The sequence below is a fragment of the Anaerorudis cellulosivorans genome (assembly GCF_025943985.1).
GTDB lineage: Bacteria > Bacteroidota > Bacteroidia > Bacteroidales > Dysgonomonadaceae > Anaerorudis > Anaerorudis cellulosivorans.
The window spans coordinates 31,809-53,755 of the sequence record NZ_JAPCWE010000017.1; the positions used below are offsets into that span (position 1 = coordinate 31,809).

13 protein-coding genes are annotated in these 21,947 nt (G+C 40.0%); 9 read left to right on the forward strand and 4 right to left on the reverse strand.

Annotation, left to right across the window (positions count from 1 at the left end):
- The first annotated feature begins 58 nt into the window (after positions 1–58).
- Positions 59–1,201: an OmpA family protein gene (locus tag OLM34_RS09695; RefSeq protein ID WP_264406957.1), complete on the forward strand. Its 1,143-nt coding sequence runs from the start codon at positions 59–61 to the stop codon at positions 1,199–1,201.
- 74 nt (positions 1,202–1,275) lie between these two features.
- On the opposite strand, the gene OLM34_RS09700 is transcribed toward OLM34_RS09695, so the two are convergent.
- From OLM34_RS09700 to dut, 4 genes are read right to left on the reverse strand one after another with little or no spacing between them, the layout of a single operon-like run.
- The gene (locus tag OLM34_RS09700; RefSeq protein WP_264406958.1) at positions 1,276–2,652 is read right to left on the reverse strand and encodes a murein hydrolase activator EnvC family protein; all 1,377 of its coding nucleotides are present in this window, start codon (positions 2,650–2,652) and stop codon (positions 1,276–1,278) included.
- Positions 2,649–3,494, reverse strand: coding sequence for a lipoprotein insertase outer membrane protein LolB1 (gene lolB1, locus OLM34_RS09705; RefSeq protein WP_264406959.1), 846 nt, complete (start codon positions 3,492–3,494; stop codon positions 2,649–2,651). The genes OLM34_RS09700 and lolB1 overlap by 4 nt, the downstream gene beginning before the upstream one ends.
- Positions 3,495–3,511: 17 nt before the next feature.
- Positions 3,512–5,269 (reverse strand): tetratricopeptide repeat protein, encoded by a 1,758-nt coding sequence (locus tag OLM34_RS09710; protein ID WP_264406960.1) that lies wholly within the window; start codon positions 5,267–5,269, stop codon positions 3,512–3,514.
- A gap of 18 nt (positions 5,270–5,287) precedes the next feature.
- Entirely contained in the window at positions 5,288–5,722 is a 435-nt protein-coding gene (gene dut / locus OLM34_RS09715) for a dUTP diphosphatase (protein WP_264406962.1), read from the reverse strand.
- A 174-nt stretch (positions 5,723–5,896) separates the two neighbouring features.
- Here dut and OLM34_RS09720 point away from each other — a divergent pair, with 174 nt between their 5' ends.
- The 8 genes from OLM34_RS09720 (at position 5,897) to OLM34_RS09755 (ending at position 21,947) form a co-directional block, all read left to right on the forward strand.
- The gene (locus OLM34_RS09720; RefSeq protein ID WP_264406964.1) at positions 5,897–6,625 is read left to right on the forward strand and encodes a hypothetical protein; all 729 of its coding nucleotides are present in this window, start codon (positions 5,897–5,899) and stop codon (positions 6,623–6,625) included.
- Between the two features lie 12 nt (positions 6,626–6,637).
- Positions 6,638–9,523: a triple tyrosine motif-containing protein gene (locus tag OLM34_RS09725; RefSeq protein ID WP_264406967.1), complete on the forward strand. Its 2,886-nt coding sequence runs from the start codon at positions 6,638–6,640 to the stop codon at positions 9,521–9,523.
- A 205-nt stretch (positions 9,524–9,728) separates the two neighbouring features.
- Entirely contained in the window at positions 9,729–12,755 is a 3,027-nt protein-coding gene (locus tag OLM34_RS09730) for a SusC/RagA family TonB-linked outer membrane protein (protein WP_264406968.1), read from the forward strand.
- Between the two features lie 21 nt (positions 12,756–12,776).
- Positions 12,777–14,246, forward strand: coding sequence for a RagB/SusD family nutrient uptake outer membrane protein (locus OLM34_RS09735; RefSeq protein WP_413777217.1), 1,470 nt, complete (start codon positions 12,777–12,779; stop codon positions 14,244–14,246).
- Positions 14,247–14,309: 63 nt separating this feature from the next.
- Positions 14,310–16,484 carry a glucoamylase family protein gene (locus OLM34_RS09740; protein ID WP_264406969.1) on the forward strand — a complete coding sequence of 725 codons (2,175 nt, stop codon included), beginning with the start codon at positions 14,310–14,312 and terminating at the stop codon, positions 16,482–16,484.
- A 5-nt stretch (positions 16,485–16,489) separates the two neighbouring features.
- Positions 16,490–17,878 carry a glucoamylase family protein gene (locus tag OLM34_RS09745; protein WP_264406970.1) on the forward strand — a complete coding sequence of 463 codons (1,389 nt, stop codon included), beginning with the start codon at positions 16,490–16,492 and terminating at the stop codon, positions 17,876–17,878.
- A 26-nt stretch (positions 17,879–17,904) separates the two neighbouring features.
- Positions 17,905–20,199: a beta-glucosidase BglX gene (bglX, locus tag OLM34_RS09750; protein WP_264406971.1), complete on the forward strand. Its 2,295-nt coding sequence runs from the start codon at positions 17,905–17,907 to the stop codon at positions 20,197–20,199.
- 11 nt (positions 20,200–20,210) lie between these two features.
- Positions 20,211–21,947 carry a family 43 glycosylhydrolase gene (locus OLM34_RS09755; RefSeq protein ID WP_264406972.1) on the forward strand — a complete coding sequence of 579 codons (1,737 nt, stop codon included), beginning with the start codon at positions 20,211–20,213 and terminating at the stop codon, positions 21,945–21,947.

Genomic DNA, 21,947 nt, shown 5'->3' on the forward strand with positions numbered 1-21,947 from the left:
ATAATTATCGAGTTATTGAAATTAAGAATTCAATTGTTCAAATTTAAATTTTAAATTTATGAAAAAGTTTGGTTTACTTTTAATCTCTGCTCTTGTAGCATTTGGAATAAGTGCTCAAGAAGCTCAGAATGTTTCTAACGGTACTGTTTACCTGAAGAATAAGGCTAGTGACAACTGGTTTATGGGATTGTCAGGTGGTATTAACACCTACAATATGAAGGATTTTGACAATTTCGGCGATCGAATCGGATGGATTGGTCAACTGACATTTGGAAGATGGAATTCGCCGATTTGGGGTTTCCGTTTTGGTATTGACGGTGGAGAACCGGTAATCGATTACGAGAACGACACAAAAATGAAATGGATTGGCGGTCATGCCGAAATCATGTATAACATGACCAATGCCATTATGGGTTATAAACCGGATAGAGTTTATAGTTTCGTACCTTATTTGGGTATAGGGTACATGTATGGCATGGAAGATTGGTTTGAAAAGCCAAATCCTGATAATGATCTTTTTAAAGATCAAAATCAATCGTTAACTTTCAATGCCGGTATCATCAACAATTTCCGTGTAGGTAAAAACGTAAATCTTTTCCTTGAAATCGGTTACCGATTGATGAACGAATCTTTCGATTTCGGTGCTACTCCTGAGGGAGATTGGGAATATGATGCTATGTTGTCAGCATTGGCAGGCGTTCAATTCGGCCTTGGTGGAAAACAAGACTTCACACCTGCTGAACTGATGGATTATAGCCTAATCAACGATTTGAATAGTCAAATCAATAGGCTGCGTGCTGAAAATGAAGAGCTCGGTAAACGTCCCGTATCGTGTCCGGAATGTCCGGAATGCCCGGAAGTACAACCGGAAGCAACCGTTTATGTGCCTAATGTAGTATATTTCCGTATCGATTCTTATAAGATTGACAGAGCTCAGCAAGTAAGCATCTATAATACGGCTGAATATCTGAAACAAAATCCGGATGCTAAGGTTAAGATTGTTGGTTATGCCGATAAATTGACCGGTTATCCCGAATATAACTGGAAACTATCCGAAAAACGTGCTAAAGCTGTAGCTGATGCATTAATTAAAGAGTACGGAATTGACAGCACCCGCGTAAGTGTTGATTGGAAGGGTGATACCGAACAACCTTATCCGCAGAATGACTGGAACCGCGTAGCTATCTTTTTCACTGAATAAGCATTAATTTGGACGAAGAGGGGAAATTCCCCTGAATATATAAAAACCGTCATATTGAAAAATATGGCGGTTTTTTAATGTCTAAGCCACGGTTGAGGATCTAGTTTGTTCGTCTTTTGCCAGAGCTGAAAGTGCATAGTGGAAATGCCTGTGTCCGGATCGGTATAGATCTTTCCTAATGCTTGGCCGGTTTTTACTTTATCTCCTTGTTTTACATAGGGATCAATGATGTTGGCATAGAATGTATAATAGTCTCCGTGGCGAACAATCATACAGGTGTTTGATCCGGGGAACGAGAATACTTTTGATACTTCCCCCTCAAATACTGAACGAATAACGGCGCCTTGTTGTGCTTGAATATCGATTCCGTTACTATTGATAGATACATTCCATTCGCTGCTTCTGTTAATGCCGAAGTTCGATACAATGGTCGATATTCCGGTTACGGGCATAGGTAATTGCCCTTTATTGGCTGCAAAATTTTTAGAAAGATTAAACGTCTCGGCCGAAGCAAGATGTGCCTCTTCAGTATGGGATTTTTGTGTTGGAGATTTTAATTCTTCATGTTTTTCCTGCGACGTTGTTTTTCCTTCTTCGCTTTTGGCTTTGCTGTTTTTTGCTATTTGTTCCGGTTTTTTCCGCTTTTCTTCGGTTTTTTTTGCTTCGAGAACACGCTGCTTTTCGGCTTCTTCGGCACGGCGACGAGCTTCGGCTTCCCTTTCCTGACGGGCAACTTCTTCGGCTATTAATTGTTCGATTCGGGCATTCAATTTAGCTGCTTGTTGGCGTTTAGTTTGAAGAGTTTTTTGTAATTCCCGTTGTTTGCTTTTCGCTTCAGCCATTTCTGTTTGGCGCATTTTTTCTTCGTTGATCAGTTTATTTTGTTCATTTTGCAACGCAAGCAACGCATTTTGTTTATCGGCTTTAGCTTTTGCAAGTTCACTTTTTTTCTCTGCCAGTTCTGCTTGTTTCTTTTTGATTTCTTCTGCTTGTTTTTTTTGCCATTTTGAATAATCTTTCAGATATTGCATCCTACGCAGGGATTCTCCCAACGTTTTTCCGGAAAGTATATAAATCAATTTGTTTTCCGCTCGTTGGTTATTCAGCATTCCTTTAATTGCTTTTGCATAGTTCTTTTGTTTTTTCTCTAATTCATCATTGAGTTTTGCAATTTCCTTTTCCAATTGTTTTTGTTCTTTCTCAAGAGCAACAATTTCGTTTTGATATACCGTAATCAGTTCTCTCCTTGTTGTGAGTCGTTTATTGATAAGATTGATGCGTTGCAGAAGGGTTGTGGTATGTTTTTTAACGTCGAGAAAAAGCTTATTTGTGTTTTGAATTTCTTCCTGTAACAATTCTCGTTGTCTTTGTAGCGTTTCGATTTGTTTAGTTTGAGAAAATAAAGGAAAGCTGAGAAGAAACAGAAACGGTATGATAACGGTTTTTTTCATGAATTGTTTGCCGTAATGATTTTTTCGATTTCAGAAAAATTAACTTGAGTATAATTATTGGGTATGGTAATCGATAATTCTATAGGTTCGTCGAGTACTATATTAGAATAGTTGATTTCGATATCTAATTTGCGTTTCGGAGAACTTACTTCAATTTTCATATTATAAGGGAAAATTTGTGATCCAACTCGTGCAAAATCACTATAGCTCCATTGCAGCGAATAATTATTTATAGGATCGAGCAAATGACAAAATGTGATTCGATCATCGGCATTTACAGAGAAGAAATGTTCGATATTCGTCTCTTCATTTATTGATTGCAGGTAATAATTGGTTGTAGTTTTTTTATACGCAAATTTGGTATAATCGGTTGGTGAAGTAATGTAGTCTGTTTCCGAAAAAAGCCGGTTTGTCAGCAATGATTGTAATGTATGATAATTGAACCCTGCTAAAAAGTGGTTTTCAAGTTCTTTTAGCGATTCTTTTACATAACGTTTGTTCATTCGATCGAGAATAATAAGGGTATCCGTATCTATATAAAAACGAAATATTTCTACTCCAAAAAGCGGTTGAACAGATAGTTGAAGCATTTGATCATTTATAATTTTCAAATGTGCTTTTGAAGCTAAGGTGCGTTTCCCATTGCTTAATGAAATGTTCAAGTTTGATGAAAAAGAAGAAAAAACCAATTGTTTAGACAATATATCTGAAAAGAGTTCACTATCGGCTTTTTCTATGGTATGCAATGAGGGACGGATGATTTCCTTTTTGGTTTTGCACGAATTTACGCTCAAGAGAATTACGCTTGATAAAAAAATAAGGTAATAATTGGCTGCTTTCATTTTTTGAAAGTAAGAATTCATTTTGCTTCGATATATTTTCCGGTTCGAATCTTTTCGTCAAGAGTTTTGGAATCGCTCCCTAATTCTTTGGCTTTTTTCCATTGCTCCACCGCTTTTTCGGGTTCTCCCGTCATATACAGCACATCGCCATAATGTTCAAAGATTTCGGCAGAAGGCTCTTCTTTACTGTATTTAACAGCATTTTCTATATAAATCTTAGCCGTAGTATAAGCTCCCTGTTTAAAGAGAACCCATCCATACGTGTCCAAGTAAGTAGGATTTGTCGGCTCCGCTTTCACTGTTATGCTGCTCATTTGTTCGGCTTTATCCAGATCTTTTCCTTCTAAGGACAAATAATAACTGTAATTGTTTAATACCGGCAGATTCCGAGGATTGAGTTTTAACGCTTTTTCGTAATTCTTGAACGCCGCTTCTTTGTTCCCGAGAAAATAATTCAAATCACCTATTTGGCCATAAAAATCGGATTTAAGCATTGGATTTTCAATTTTTGCCGATTTCAGCCCTTCTTCAAATACTTCCAATGCTTCTTTATATTTTTTTTGTTGGTATTTTGCGCCTCCCAAGTAAAAGTAAAATTGAGGAGCTTCGGGAATATGTTTTATAGCTTCAGTGGTAATTTCTATCACTTTATCGATGCTGTCGGGTAAGACAATGCGTAGCATTTGTTCGTATCCGGCCGGATCGGTTGGATTGGCTTTTGTATAAATTTCAAATTGCTTCATCGCTTCTTCTTTATTCTCTTGCAGCAACAATACGTTTCCATAAATAAGGTTTAGTAGTGTATTACGAGGATACTGATCGAATAATGTTTCGAAAAGAGAGTTTACCAATTGCATATCGCGTTTGTTTTGCCGAAGGATATCAATGTAGCGGGTAAGCAATTGAACTTTCGTATCCACATCTATTTCAGTACCCATAATGGCTTTTCGTAGTTCTTCTTCAGCAGCTTCTTCATTCCCCGTTTTTTCATAATAATTGACCATAGAATGTATCAGATTGGGATAATCCGGGTCAATTGCTTTTGCCTGATTGTAATAATATATGGCTTTATCCGGTTGGTTATCCTGCAAATACAGATCCCCTATAAGAACAATATAACGAGGATCGTCAGGATTTTGAGCGATGATATTTTCAATTTCCGTGAAAGCTTTTTCTTTTTGGTTGAGCATGGAATACAGCTGAAATTTATTGAGGGCTGTAGTTTCTGAAACTCCGGAAATTTTTTCCAATTCGTTTAGTACTTCTACGGCTTTTTGCAGCTCACCACTGTCGGCATATGCCTGCGAAAGTTGCATATAGAGCTCCAATTTGGAAGGGTATTCTTTTAGCAAAAACTGATAAATAGCTATTGCTTCCTGATTATTACCCGATTCTTTGCTCAAACCGGCAAGCATCGTGTTATAGTAATAATTTTTCGGATCGTATTTTACGGCTTTTTTCAAAAAAACCAATGCTTTGCTCTTTTCATCGAGCACATTATAAAAAGTTCCCAATTCTGTCAACACATTAGCATTGGTTGAATCGATCGAATAGCAATGCTGTAAATAGTCAAATGCCTCATCGTATTTGCCTTGCACTTTGGCATTGATCCCTTCATAAAAATAATAATCGAATTTTCTTTGTTCTTTTTCGTTCAGAGCTATTCCTTTCTTTTCGTTGGCAGGTTGTGTAGATTGAGCAGTTGCAAAAAGGGCACAAAAAAGAAAAAAAGCAAGGGTAAAACTAGTTAAAAAGAATAATTTTCTTTGATGCATTATGTAAACAATATAGCGTTAATTTTTTCCTGTATGACCAAATCCTCCTGATCCTCTATTGGTTTCTTCCAATTTGCAAACCTCTCGCCATTCAACTCGTGAATGTTCAGTGATGACCATTTGGCAAATGCGATCTCCATCGTTAATCGTGAATTCTTCATCCGATAAATTAATTAGGATTGCACAGATTTCCCCTCGGTAATCGGCATCGATGGTCCCCGGTGAATTAACGACTGAAATGCCGTGTTTAATAGCCAAGCCGCTTCTTGGACGAATTTGTGCCTCATACCCTTCCGGTAGTTGGATGAATATACCCGTTGGTACCAGTGCACGTTGTAAGGGCTTCAAAACAATAGGTTTATCGATATTGGCACGGAGATCCATTCCTGCCGAATGAAGGGTAGCATATTCCGGTAAAGGATGTTTGGATTGATTGACAATTTTGACCTGCATTTTTTTGATATTTCTCTAACAGTGAAAAAAGATAAGATTTTTTATTATGCGAATTTAGGTATTTCTACTCAAATAATTATCAATTTGATGAAATTTAAGGAAGTTCATTTTCTCTTGCTCCTTTTATGGCACTTATTTTTCATGAAAATATAAAAATGCTTATCTTTGTGAGAGATGAATGATCAAGACGATATATTAGGCAGATTGCGTCAGACATTGAATGAGCAAGGGATTGATTCTTTTCATATTCTTGAGGAGCTTGTTCCAATTGAGGAACAAATGGAGTATTTTCGTCATTTCGAAAGATTGAGAAGAGAAAATGCACCTTTTGTTTGTGACGAGGAAATCGCGATACTTTTTTCACCGGATGCCTCCATTGAAAGAAAAAAAAGAAGTCTTTCGTTATTAGCATCCATTCCCGATGTTGCAGCATATCGTGCCATTGAAACTTATCATAGCAGCCCGTTAGAACCCGAGCTGAAAAACTGGTCGGCAATGGCATTGGTTAGCAGTCGCATTGTCCTTAATTCCAATCTTTCGGGTAAACAGCAGGTGTATATTTCTTCCGGTTTGGGAGGACACGATAAAAAGCTTCGTTTTTTTGGGCTGTTTACTACGCCAAACAGAGAAAATTTTACCGAGCTTCAGAAAGGGATCGTTGAAAGCGAATTTCGTTTCCAATTGGAACAAGCCAATGTTGATATTGAGAAATTCGAAATCAAAGATCATTATTTTATCATTTTGATGCTTGTTCCTTTTGAAATCGATATAAAGTCGATTCTTCAAGCTGCTATAAACGAGTGCAATCAATATGGAAATTTTCTGGATACAAAGTTCTTGTTCACTAATGTGAAAATACTGGGTGACGAAGAAATTGCTAATTTGCTGAAGAAAAAAGATTAAGGAAACCGTTACATGTTGCCATTTTTTTCGTATAAAAAACAATATTTTGTTTGTTTAGCAATATTTTTTTTATTCCTTTTTACTACCGTGCAGGCACGAATTCCTTCATTTGTGCCGCCCGTTTATAATTACACCAGCACTATTTATAATGCAGAAAATCAAAATTGGGCAATAGCTCAGGGTAAAGATGGTGTGATTTATATTGGGAATAACAAAGGCTTGTTGACTTTTGACGGCGTTAACTGGAATTTATATCGTTTGCCGAATAATTTGGGAATTAAATCGATCTTTATCGATAAAAACCGCAATCCCGAAAGAATATATGTAGGGTCTTTCGAAGAGTTTGGTTTTTTTGAAAGAAATGCAGCAAATCGTTTTATTTATCATTCGTTCAAACCTTTAGTGAAGAACTATCAATTTCATAATGATGAGGTTTGGACCATTCAACAATTAAACGATACCCTGTTTTTTCAGACTTTTTCTTCTTATTTTGTTTACAATGAAAAATGGCCGGAAATTAAATATTTCAAATCTGATCCTGCACCTTTGTACTTTTTTTCGATTAAGGACACATTGTATGCTCAATACATTAATGAACATTTCTATCGATATAACGGTAATGATTTTGAACTTTTGTTAACCCACGAACAACTCAAAAATGATGAGATTGTATCGGTACAACCTTTTGGAAAGAATTTGCTTCTTTTTTCTTCGAAAAGCGGGATATTGGAATATTCGATTCATTCGAACACGCTTTCTGAATGGAAAACAGCTGTGGATAAAGAATTGAAGAGAGCAAGAATAAATAGGGTTGTATCGATAGCCGATTCAATTTATATTATCGGAACGTTAAGCGACGGAATTTTTGTTTTAGATATGAAAGGCCAACTGAATTATCATTTAAACCGAAACAACGGGCTTAACAATAATACTGTTCTTGGCCTTTTTTGCGATAATGAAAACAACGTATGGGTGGCATTAGATAACGGGGTAGCCTATGTTCAGACAAAATCTCCCATCTCCTTTTTCGAACCCGTCGATATTCAGATTGGACTGGTTGAAGATTTGCTTATCGATAACCATACGTTTTATTTGGCCACCAACCAGGGAATTTATAAGTATTCCGAAACATTGGATAAAATAATTGCTTTGCCGGGATTTGAAATTCAATCTTGGTTTATTCGGAAGTTTAATGACCAAATTATTATAGGTAATAATGAAGGAACTTCATTCCTAAAAGATGACAAGAATATTCCTGTGATAAATTCGAGTGGCGGAGGGATGGACATAAAAGCAGTCAATCTTTATGGTCGCGACCTGTTGTTAGAGTCTACTTATTCCGATTTACAGATGTTTAACCAAATTAACGGGCAGTGGGTATTCAGCCATAAACTCGATAATTTTTCCGATCTGATCAATCGTATTGAGGTTGATCATACCGGAAATGTTTGGGCTGGTCACATGTACAAAGGCGTCTATCGATTACGGATTGATGAGCAATTACAAAAAATTGTCGAAAAAGAATATTTTTCCACGCTCGATTCCCTGCAAAATTATCCAAATCCCATTCGGGTAATGAAATTGCGCGGGAGAATTATATTTGCCGATGGGCATGCTTTTTATACGTATGATGATATTGCACAAAAAATCACTCTCTTTGATCAATTAAACCAAGATCTTTCGGAATTGGCCGATACACATCGAGTGGTTATGGTGAATGACAGTTTATGTTGGTTTGTTCGAAACAATGAATATTCCCTTATTCGTTATAAAGACGGGCATTATAAGATCCAGGAAAAGATCCCTTTCAGTATCCTGAATAATCCTCCGAATATGGGACGCGGTAATGTTTATGTAGATGATAACGGAATATCCTATTTTTGTTTGAACGGCGGAATAGGGAAATATGTTCCCGTGAAAAAAACAGATCAAAAAATGTGGCCTCGTTTTGCTTTGTCTTGGGTGTCTTGTTATAATCGCAAGAGCAATCAAGTAACCTATTTGCCTCTTACTAAAAAGAATGCAATTTCTTATAAAAATAATAACCTGACTTTCCAATTTCAATATCCGGACTATTCGAGGAAACCCATTAAAATTGAGTGCCTTCTTGAGGATTATGACTCGGAGTGGATGACTCTTCCTCCCGACTTGAGTGTAAATTATGCGAATCTTCCCTCCGGAAATTATATGTTGAAAGCAAGGGTGATAAGCGAGGACGGTCGCGAGTTATCCCAATATACGTTTCCTTTTCAAATAACAACTCCTTGGTATAAAACAGGTTGGGCTATTTTGTTTTATGTCTTGGCGTTTATGATGCTTACCGGTTGGATTATTAATCAATATCTGAATACCGTTATTCGACGCAAAAATAAAGCTTTTGCCCAACGGGAAAAAGAAAGGATTGCACAAGTGGAAAGACAGGAGAAAATCATAACCGCTTTGAAAAACGAACAGTTACAAGCCGATTTAACCCATAAAAGTAAAGAATTGGCCAATGCCACAATGCTTATCATTAATCATGAGGAATTTCTGAATAGTCTCAAAAAAGAGATTCAGCATAATATCCTTTCAGGGAAGATTCAGCGAACCCAAGGAAACGAACTGATTAAAATGATTGAAAGTAATTTTTCGGAGAAAGATGAATGGACGGTTTTTCAGGATAACTTTGATCTTATTCACGAAAATTTTTTCAGAAAACTTAAGGAGAGATATCCGTCGCTTACTTCTTCCGACCTTAGATTATGTGCACTTCTTCGGCTGAATTATTCATCTAAAGATATTGCAAAGATGTTGAACCTTTCCATTAGAGGCGTTGAAGCTGCCCGATATCGCCTAAGAAAAAAATTAGCCCTTGAAGAGAAAGACGACTTGATCGCTTTTATGATTAATTTCAAATAAAACACTTCGTTTTCGAGTCAAGGTTTAACTTTTCAAAAAATCTAATAGACAATGAATTATAAGCTTTTGTGAGGTGATAAAGTATACTTCAAAAACATGTTATATAACATATAGTATTTTCAACGAACCATAAATTTTGCTTTTGGAATATGCAATCATTTTCTTTGTTTCGAAAAATTCAGTTAACAAGTAAATGATTGAACTTATGAAATTCAAATTAATTTTTATTTTCACATTACTTCTCGTTCCTCTATGCTCTTTTGCTCAACAGCGCATAAGAGTTTCCGGAGTAGTGACAGAGAAGGCTACCGGTAATCCTGTTATCGGGGCTACCGTAATGGTTAAGGGAACAACTATTGGAACGGTTACCGATATGGACGGAAATTATACATTGGAAAATGTTCCCGAGAATGCCACGATTGTATACAGTTATATTGGCATGCTCACAGTGGAAGAGCAAGTAAATGGGCGTTCCACGATAAATGTTGCTTTAGCGGAAGACGTTCAAGCATTGGAGGAAGTGGTGGTAATAGGGTACGGCACCAGTAAGTCAAAAGATCTAACAGCTCCTATAGCGGTTGTAAAGTCAGAAGACATTATTAAACATGCTACAACTTCTCCCATGAGTTCCCTGCAAGGAAAAGTTGCCGGTGTTTTGATAAATAACACCGGCCAACCTGGAGCAGGACCCGATGTCAAAATTCGCGGAATAGGTTCATTTGCCGATACCCAGCCTTTGTATGTGGTGGACGGCATGTTTTATGATAACATCAATTTTCTGAATAACAGCGATATTCAGGATATATCTATTTTAAAAGATGCTTCCGCCGCTTCTATTTATGGAGTTCGGGCTGCGAACGGTGTTGTTATTGTGACAACCAAAAAAGGCATACTCAATGCAAAACCTACGATTACTTACGATGGATATTATGGCGTTCAAAGTGCCACAGATGTTCTTAAAATGGCCAATTCGCAACAGTATGCCACTATGCAGCTGGAAAAAGGAAGCGAAACGGATAAGGCTGTTCTGCTTAAATCTATCGAACTGTATGGCGGAGACAAAACTAATATCATTCCTGCTGTAAGTACCGACTGGTACGACGAATTGCTGCGGACAGCACAAATGCAAAATCATTCGTTGGATATTACGGGAGGATCGGATAAAGTAGCCTATTCTGTAGGTCTGAATTATTTATTTCAAGAAGGGATAATGGATGCCGTAAATGATTATGAACGTTTTAATATTCGTACCAAATCAGATTATTTTGTATCGGATTGGTTAAAGGTCGGAGCTAATCTGATTTACAGCAATGCAAAGAAAAGGGATCCCAACAATTTTGCATGGGAATCGGCTTTTATTGCTCCTCCCATATTCCCTGTTTATGATGAAAAAAATACGGCAGCTTATCCTGAGAAATTTGCTGCACCTGCACAAGTAGGATACTCGTCTTATTTCGGTAATCCTGTTGCTGCTGCATATTATAATAATGCAAAAAGCAATAAAAGTCAGTTTTTACCTACTTTCTACGCAGAATTGTATCTTTTACCTCAAAACAGGTTAACTTTTAAAACCTCTTATAGTCAGGATATTTCTTTTGAAAACGGAAGAACATATACCCCGGAATTTCGTGTTGGAGGAGGTCAAGAAAACACAGTTTCTCGTTTAAACAAATACAACAATAATGTAAGGAACTGGATTGTTGACAACACGTTGACTTATATGCAGGATTTTGATAAACACAATGTTACTGCAATGTTAGGTCAATCTTTTAGAAGCGAAAGTTATCGTAATTTGTGGGGTGAAGCAACTGGTGTGCCCGGCGATTTTGAAGAATATCTTTATCTTTCTCAGGGGAATGCCGATGGAAGAAAAACAGGTGATGACGGTTATACCTACAAAGGGCTCTCTTATTTTGGTCGTGTAACCTATAATTATGCTGGCAAATATTATCTTTCTGCCACTATGCGGGCTGATGGAAGTTCCAAATACCAGGAAAAATGGGGGTATTTTCCGTCTTTTGGTGTTTCGTGGAATGTGAGTGAAGAGGATTTTATGAAACAACAAAATTTCATTGATTACCTTAAACTTCGTGCAAGCTGGGGAAAATTGGGTAACGACAAAGTACCGGCAAGTGATGGGTTTGCCTCAGTAACCCAAAACTTGAGTACCTCGGGTGTTTTTGGCAACGGCATCATTCCCGGATATACTAACCTTATTTATTTCAGTTGGTTGCGATGGGAAGTGATAAACGAAACCAACATCGGTTTTGAAACCAATATGCTTGCCAATCGTTTACACCTTGAAGCCGATTATTATTACCGTATGACCGAAAATGCCGTTATTGATGCTCCACTTCCCATGGGTGCCGGCTCGTTGTTGGGAAATTATGGAAGAATCCTTAATTCAGGTATAGAATTGACATTGAATTGGCAGGATAAAATCAACCCCAACCTCTCTTACTTTGTGGGAGGAAATATCACAACCATTAATAATAAGGTGAAAGATTTCAATGGCTTGCCTTACCTCTATGGCGGATCTGCCGAATTTAGGACGATTTCAAAAGTGGGAGGACCATTGAATGCTTATTATGGCCATAAAGTTGTGGGAGTTTATCAAAATCAAGAAGAGATTAATAATGATCCTATTGCTGTGGCAAACGGTTTGAATCCCGGCGATTTTAAGTACCAGGACATCAATGGAGATAAAAAGATCAATGATGAAGACAGGGTAATTCTTGGTTCGTATATTCCTGATTTTAATTACGGTTTGAATGCAGGGTTAACATATAAGAATTTTGATTTCTCTGTGGTTATGCAAGGTGTTTACGGAAACGAAATTGTTAATCAGAAGAGAGGACTCAGAAGATGGCAAGGAGATATTAATTATGATGCCGATATGGTTGTAAACAGATGGACCGGTGAAGGTTCTACGAACAAATATCCTTCGGCGAAAGGGACAGTCAATCCTTGGAATATATCGAAATTCAACTCATTTTTCATTGAGGATGGATCGTATTTTCGTATTCAAAATATTCAGGCAGCCTATACTTTCCCGAAAAAAGAAATGGGATCGTTCACCATGCCGACCATCCGTATCAGCCTAACGGCTGAAAGACCCTATACCTATTTCACTTCCAACGGATTTACACCTGAAGTTGGCGGAATAGGGTTCGACCGTCAGGTATATCCTTTATCGGCAACATATACCGTTGGCTTGCGAATTGTTTACTAATCATTAAAAACTTGAATAACAATGAAAAAAATTATATCGATTAAGGGAATATTCATCGTTGCGTTCGTTTCCCTTATCCTATTCATGAGTGGATGTTCCGATTTTTTGGACAAGTTGCCCGAAAATACGGTTGCACAGGAAGAAGTGGATTATACCAATCTGAACAACATGTATATGCCTGTTTCCGGCGTATATGCGGTAGCGGCTTTCAAGTTTTCTTTTTGGGGTGCTTATGGCTTGATTGCAATAAGGGGTGATGATGTGAATAAAGGTTCGGCCCCAAATGATCAGATAGAATTCAATTATGCCAAACAGTTTCAATACGATAGGATTAGTGGTTTTTGGGCATTAAATGCCACTTGGGAAGGGCTTTATAATGTGGTTACTACGGCAAATGCTGCATTAGAATCGTTGGACAGATACAAGGAAAACATTACAAGCAGCTCCGATATGGAAAAATACAATCAATATACGGCTGAAGTGCGTTTTTTAAGAGCAATGGCTTTCTACAGGATAACCCAATATTGGGGCGCAGCACCTATATTGATAGATAATCAGGCTTTGACTATTGAAAAAAATTCGATAGAAGAAGTACGGCAATTCATTCAAAATGAAATGGATTATTGTATTGCTCATCTTCCTAATCTTCGGCCGAATGAAGTTCCCAATAAACCGGGTGCGGTTACCAAATATTCGGCATTGATGCTGAAAGCAAAAGTGGCACTTTTGGATGGCGATTATACTACTGTGCTGAATGCAACTCAAGAGATTATCGATAGCCAGAAATTTAGCTTATATCCCGATTATTATCAACTGTTCAAGATCCCGGGCAAATTATCGAATGAATCTCTTTATGAATTGCAGTTTACCGATTTTGGCGCTGGCAGTGGGGATGCGGTGACTTCCGATGCGTGGTTTGCTTTTCAAGGACCAAGAAACGGCATCAGTCCGATTCAGGGATGGGGATTTATGGTCCCGACGCAAGAAATCCGCTCGTTTATGGCTGAAAGGAATGATTCTGTTCGTGCAAAGACGACTTTCCTTTATGCCGGTCGGCGCACGCCTTCGGGCGATACCATTCCTCCTGGAAATCCGGGTGAACCCGATTGCTATAACGGCAAGGCCTATACACCTGCTAATCAGATGACACCCGGAAGAAATGCATACGGCATGAACAACAATATCCGGGTATTCCGTTATGCCGATGTGCTCTTGATGAATGCCGAAGCAAAAGTTCGCACCCAACAGAATGGCGATGAGCCGTTTAATTTGGTGCGTGCCAGAGCAAAATTGTCCCCCATTGCCAATGTAACGCTCGATCAGATATTGGATGAACGTCGTGCGGAGTTCGCTATGGAGTGGGGCGAACGTTTCTTCGATCTTGTTCGTACAGGCAAAGCTCCAGACGTCCTTCCGGGATTTGTACACGGAGAAGGCGAATATTATCCTATTCCGCAGAATCAAATCGATTTGAATCCGAATTTAAAATAATATTATCCGAAAGAGAGTGATGCCTACAACAGGCAGGCTCTCTTTTTCTTTTTTTTATGTTTTATGAGGTTATTTTTTTGTGTACTATCGGGTTTATTGCTTTTCCCTGTTTTTTTGAAAGCCTGCGAACCATTGTTCGACTATGTTTTTTTCGACAACAGTCTGATGAAGGGACGTTATTATTACTCTAAAACCGATTATCAATCCCCTTCATGGTTAAAAAATGCACAACAGAAGTTACTCGTGAATGAGGAAGAGTTTTACTCACCGGGAAATTCACTGGAATTACAATATGTGTCGGCAGAAAATGGAGATTGGTGCGCTGAGGTGCAGTATCGTCCTGTAAGGGGAAACGATCATTTCAAAAAACCGGCTGTTTTGTCTTTTCAGCTGAAGATTGACGGATGCTTTTCTTCTTTGGTGTTGCCGAAAATAGGGTTGCGTTATAAAGACAGCTCCTTGACAAATTTTGTTTCGTTGGAAAATTATATTCCGCATGTAGAGTCAGGTAAATGGCAGAATATTTCCATTCCATTGATCGATTTAGGATGTAGCGATATAGATAGCAATCGCATCAAAGACTTAGCGGCAGTTGTTTTCCGTCAGAATCAATCCGACAATCAGACACACCTGCTTTATGTTGACGATATCGAATTTTTACCCGTGAGAGGAGGATATTTTTTTCCTTTGAAAATACCCGAGCTGAAAGGAATCAAGGCTTTTGAAAGGCATATCGATTTATGGTGGGAGGCAGAGAACATCGAAAACATAAAATATATTCGCATTTATCGTTCTTTCGACGGGCAAACTTTTGTACCCATCGGTATTCAACGTCCTCGAATAGACCGATTTACAGATTTTATAGGCGAGACCGGCAAAAAAGCTTTTTACCGGATTTCGGCTGTCGATTATGCGTTGAAAGAAACGTCTTTATCTTCCGTTTTATCAGCAGAAACGAGGAAAATGACCGACGACGTTTTTTTGGACATGATCGAGGAGGCCCATTTTCGTTACTATTGGGATGGTGCCGAAAGGTATAGCGGATTGGCAAGAGAAAATATTCCGGGAAGGTCGGTGATGATCGCTGCCGGTGCATCGGGCTTTGGAATAATGGCCAATCTGGTTGCCATTGAACGAGGGTTTATAACAAGAGAAGAAGGTGTTGAACGATTTCTTAAAATCACTTCTTTTCTCGAAAATGCGGAAAAATATCACGGTGCTGTATCTCATTTCATGAATGGGCGAACAGGGAAGACCATTTCTTTTTTTGGACCGAAAGATAATGGAGGAGATTTGGTGGAGACCGCTTTTTTGACGCAGGGGCTATTGGCTGCACATCAATTTTTTGACAGAAATTCGTTCGAAGAGAAAACCATACGGGAAAGAATCGATACTTTTTGGAGAAATATCGAATGGGATTGGTACAAACAAACTGAAGACAGTCCGTTTCTTTACTGGCACTGGTCGCCTGATCAGGGTTGGATTATCAATCATCCGCTCATCGGTTGGAACGAAACGATGATTGTCTATTTGCTGGCTATCATGTCACCCACTCACCCCATTGAGCCGGAAATGTATTATACCGGATGGGCCAGTCAAAGCAAAAGGGCACAAGAATATAGGAAGAATTGGGGAAAAACAGAAGACGGCTCCCTGTATGTGAACGGGAAGACCTATTACGGATTGCCTTTGAAAGTGGGCGTATCCAATGGTGGACCGCTGTTTTTTATTCATTATTCTTATTTGGGATTGAACCCCCACGATTTTACCGATAAATACACCAATTATTTCGAAAACAACAAAACCATTGCCCAAATTAACTATCGGTATTGTGTGGAAAATCACGGGAAATATGTTGGCTACGGAGAAAACTGCTGGGGAATTACGGCTAGCGATTTTGCATGGGGGTATCAAGCCAATGAGCCGGTCATTTCAAGGGATAACGGAACCATTGCACCAACCGGAGCATTGGCTTCTTTTCCGTATACCCCTTCGCAATCAATGCAGGCTTTGAGAAACTATTATGATCATTACGGCCATTTTTTGTGGGGTGAATATGGATTTAGGGATGCCTTTAATTTGACCGAAAACTGGTGCTCTACAATTTTCATGGGATTGAATCAGGCTCCCATTACCGTGATGATCGAGAATTATCGCAGCGGTTTTGTATGGGACTTGTTCATGAGTCATCCCGACGTACAACGGGGAATAAGGGAAATTAATAACATCGAACATTAATAACAATGAAAAAAAATCATCTCGAATATTCGAACTCCATTTTTGTTTTACTGATTGTTTGCGTTGTCTCCTTGTCGTCATGTAACGATAATAATTCAAAAGGGAAAGCATCTTCACAAGTAGCTGATCATCCCACCGATTTTGCTTCGGATGACGAATTTTTGGATTATATTCAGAAAACACATCTCAATTATATGTGGGAAGGTGCTGAAAAAACTTCAGGATTGGCGCCTGAACGCATTCATATGGACGGTATTTATCCGCAAAACGATGCCGAGGTGATAACTACCGGAGGAAGCGGTTTTGGTATTGCCGGACTGATTGTAGGTATCGAGCGTGGGCTTATTCCGCGATCGAAAGGCGTTGCCCGCTTTCATCAAATCGTGGATTACTTGGCCAAAGCCGACCGTTTCCACGGTGTATGGCCGCATTGGATGTATGGTCCTACAGGAAAAGTTAAGCCTTTCAGCACGAAAGACAATGGGGGGGATTTGGTGGAAACGGCTTTTCTCACGCAAGGACTGCTTTGTGCACGCGAATATTTTAAAAACGGTAATGCAGAGGAAAAATGGCTTGCACAAAAAATCGACACGTTATGGCGCGAAATAGAGTGGGACTGGTATCTCAACGGTCAAGATGTGCTGTATTGGCATTGGAGCCCCGAATATCAATGGGAAATGAATTTTCCGCTTGAAGGCTACAACGAATGTCTCATTACCTATATTTTGGCAGCTTCTTCCCCTACGCACCCCATCCCCGCTTCGGCTTATCATAATGGATGGGCTCGCGGTGGTGATATAAAGAGCGATGCCGTAGCCTATGGTTATCCGCTCATTCTTAAGCACAACGGGGCTGAAGAGTACGGAGGCCCGCTATTCTGGGCGCATTATTCGTATATTGGATTGAATCCAAAAGGCCTATCCGATAGATATGCCGATTATTGGGATGTAAATTACAATCAGACCATGATCAATTACACTTATTGTGTTCAGAATCCTAAAGGTTTCAAAGGTTATGGTGAATCATGCTGGGGATTAACGGCAAGTTATTCGATTGACGGATACTCGGCTCACATGCCGATGAAAAACGATAAAGGGGTGATTGCTCCAACAGCGGCATTGTCGAGTTTTCCTTACACACCGGAGGAGTCGATGAGAGCACTCCGTTATTTCTACAACGAACTCGGTGACCGCATCTGGGGGAAATATGGGTTTTACGATGCTTTCAGTATTCATCACAACTGGTATCCAAAGCGTTATCTTGCTATAGATCAATTAACTATTGCCCCCATGATCGAAAATTATCGGACGGGGCTTCTCTGGGAATTGTTTATGCAAGCTCCGGAAATTCAGGAGGGGTTGAAAAAACTCGGTTTCATTTCAAATCCCTTATAACGGTAATCTCTATAAAAATTCGAAAAATGAAAAAAATTATACTTGTTTTTTTATCGCTGATCGGCCTTTTCTTTTTATCCGGATGTAATCAAAACAGTAAAGAGTCAGCATCGGTAAAATGGAAAAGTTTCAGTGGAGATAAACGCATCGAACAGCGTGTCGATTCGGTTCTCAAACTTATGACATTGGAGGAAAAAATCGGTCAGATGACCCAATTCTCGGCTAATTGGTCGATCACAGGACCGGTTATGTCGGACGATTTCAAACCCTATCTATATAAAGGTCTAATTGGAAGCGTTTTCAACGCCACATCGGTTGAAGGGATCAAAAGGATGCAGCAGATAGCAGTCGATTCCACACGATTGGGAATCCCCATTCTCTTCGGGCTGGATGTGATTCATGGTTACAAAACCATTTTTCCCATTCCATTGGCTGAGGCCTGTTCATGGGATTTAGATCTCATGAAACAAACGGCTCGCGTTGCAGCTATCGAAGCCGCTTCGGACGGTGTCAACTGGACGTTTGCGCCAATGGTTGACATTTCTCGCGATCCCCGATGGGGAAGGGTAATGGAAGGAGCCGGAGAAGATCCTTATCTGGGAAGTCGCATTGCCGAAGCTCGGGTAAAAGGATTTCAAGGTGAGAAAGGATGGAAATCCTTGTCGGATGTCACAACGCTTTTGGCTTGCGTGAAACATTTTGCTGCCTATGGAGCTTCCGAAGCGGGAAAGGATTATAATCCGGCCGAATTATCGGAACATACCCTTCGGAATGTGTATCTGGAACCTTATCGGGCTGCAATAGAGGCAGGCGTAGGTACGGTCATGGCTTCCTTCAATGAGGTAAACGGTGTTCCCGCAACGGCAAGCCGATGGTTGCTGACCGATATCCTTCGCAAGGAGTGGGGCTTTACGGGTTTCGTAGTGAGCGATTATACGGGTATCAACGAGTTGGTTCCACACGGTGTGGCAAAGGACGAAAAACAGGCGGCCGAACTTGCAGTCAATGCCGGAGTGGATATGGATATGACCGGCGCCACATATATCAAGTATCTTTCGAAGCTCGTTAAAGAAGGCAAAGTATCGGAAAAAACCATCGACAATGCGGCATGTCGTATCCTTGAAATGAAGTTTCTGTTGGGTCTCTTCGACGATCCTTACCGATATCTGGATGAGAATCGGGCAAAAGAAAACATCGAAAAACCTGAATTTATAGAAACGGCACGAAAGGCTGCGGCGGCATCGGTCGTTCTGCTCAAAAACGACAACAATCTTCTTCCGATAAAAAAAGATTGCACTGTGCGCATTGCACTCATCGGACCCCTTATGAACGATTCTATCAATCTGAATGGCGAATGGGCAGGCTCGGGTGACCGCAATAAAAGCGTTTCGATTCTCAAAGGACTTACGGAAGCATACAAAGGCACAAACGTGAAATTAAATTATGCGAAAGGATGTACCATTACCGAATCGAGTCCCACAAGCATCGCTCAAGCAGTATCTGTTGCACACAATTCCGATGTTATACTGGTGGCCGTAGGCGAAGATTTCAACTGGTCGGGCGAAGCAGCTTGTCGCACCGACATCCGACTGCCCGAAGCACAGCGACAATTATTAAAAGCATTAAAAGAAACAGGGAAGCCTATTGCTCTGATCGTGTTAAGCGGACGTCCGCTCGATTTGTCGTGGGAAGACTCACAATTCGACGCTATCCTCCAAGCCTGGTTTCCCGGAAGAGAAGGTGGAAATGGAATTGCCGACGTTATCTCAGGTGAATATAATCCGTCGGGACGTCTGGTCATGTCTTTCCCGCGCAATGTCGGACAAATTCCCATTTACTATAATCACAAAAATACCGGTCGCCCGGTTGATCCGGCTAATCCCGATGTGGATTACAAATCGCGCTATCTGGATGTTGCAATCACTCCGCTTTATCCTTTCGGTTATGGATTGAGTTACACGACGTATGCCATTAGCGATGCGAAGATCGATAAATCGACAATGAAGTCGAAAAACGACAAAATTATCGTTTCGGCAACTGTCGAAAATACCGGTTCGATGGATGGCGAAATGGTAGTGCAGCTCTATGTACGCGATCTGGTAGGAAGCGTTACGCGACCTGTAAAGGAATTGAAAGGATTCAGGAAAGTGGTTTTGAAAGCCGGTGAAAGCAAAACAATTGCATTCGAACTTTCATCTGAGGATTTGGCTTTTTATGGTATCGATATGAAGAAAAAGACAGAGCCCGGCGAATTCAAGTTGTGGGTTGCACAAAACTCGGCCGACAATTCGAATGAACTTTCATTTTCGGTTACAGAATAATATGAACTAAAATGAAGAAAAAGAAAATTGCTTCTGCATTGATTATCGCTTCATTTGTCGGGATTTTCGATATCGGACTTCGTGCACAACAAACCCGATCGACCACGTATTGCAATCCGCTTGATATAGATTATACCTATATGATCTACAATTCTGACCGTGATATTTCTTACCGTTCGGGTGCTGATCCGGCTGTTGTGGAATTTCGAGGCGAGTATTATATGTTCGTAACCCGATCGATGGGATATTGGCATTCGTATGACCTGTTACATTGGAATTTCATCAAACCCGAGAAATGGTATTTTCAGGGAAGCAATGCTCCTGCGGCTCACAATTACAACGATTCGGTGCTTTACGTAACCGGAGACCCTTCGGGGTCGATGAGTATTCTCTATACCGACAATCCGAAAAAAGGCGATTGGAAAGCGGTTCCTGCAATTTTGCACGATTTGCAGGATCCCGATTTGTTTATCGACGACGATGGTTCTGCTTACATGTTTTGGGGATCGTCCAATCTTTATCCTATTCGAGGAATGCGGTTAAACAAAAATCATCGTTTTTTGCCTGTCGGTAATCCGGATTCTTTGTTCAATAAGAATATGGAACGGCATGGTTGGGAACGTTTCGGAGAAAACAACAGCGATACCATACCGGGTTATATCGAAGGTCCTTGGCTTACTAAACACAATGGCAAATATTATATGCAATATGCAGCACCGGGGACAGAATTCAATGTCTATGCCGACGGTGTATACGTGGCCGATCACCCAATGGGGCCTTATGTGTATGCACCTAATAATCCTATCAGTTTTAAACCGGGAGGATTTATGAATGGAGCGGGACATGGGAGTACGGTGCTTGGACCGCAAAACACCTATTGGCATTTTGCGTCGATGGCTTTATCCTATAATGTCAACTGGGAAAGACGTCTTTGCATGTTCCCTCTTTTTTTCGATCGCGACGGGCTGATGTGGGCAGACACCTCGTATGGCGACTATCCACATTTTGCTCCGTCGGAACCCGGGAAAAAGGGTGAATTTTCCGGATGGATGTTGCTTTCGTATAAAAAACCCGTTAAAGTCTCTTCTGCTGTTGAAGATCATACGGCGCAAATGTTAACAGACGAAAACGCAAAAACCTTTTGGCTTGCCGACAGCAACAACAATAGTCAGTGGGTTGAGATCGATCTGTTGCATCCCTGTACGGTGAGAAGTATTCAGATCAATTACTTCGATTACAAATCGGATCTTTACGGTCGCATTGACGGATTACGACATCGATATACGGTAGAAGGTTCGTTCGACGGCAAAACGTGGCAAACTTTGATCGACAAAAGCAATAGCTATCGCGATGCTCCAAACGATTATGAGGAACTTGCCGTGCCACAACGCGTGCGTTATGTTCGTTATAAACACATCGAAGCACCCACACCCTATCTGGCAATTTCCGACATTCGCATTTTCGGAACCGGTGATGGCCAAAAACCGCATAAAGTAAGCGGATTCAAAGTCGAAAGAAAAGATGACCGACGTGGTGCTCTCTTAACCTGGGATGTGCAGGAAAATACTCAGGGATACAACATACGATGGGGAATCGCGCCGGATAAATTGTACAATTCTTGGCTGGTTTACAACGACAATCAATTGATGATGCGCTCACTTACGGTAGATCAACAATACTATTTCACCATCGAAGCATTTAACGAAAACGGGATTTCGGAACAATGCACACTTGTTCACGTCAAATGA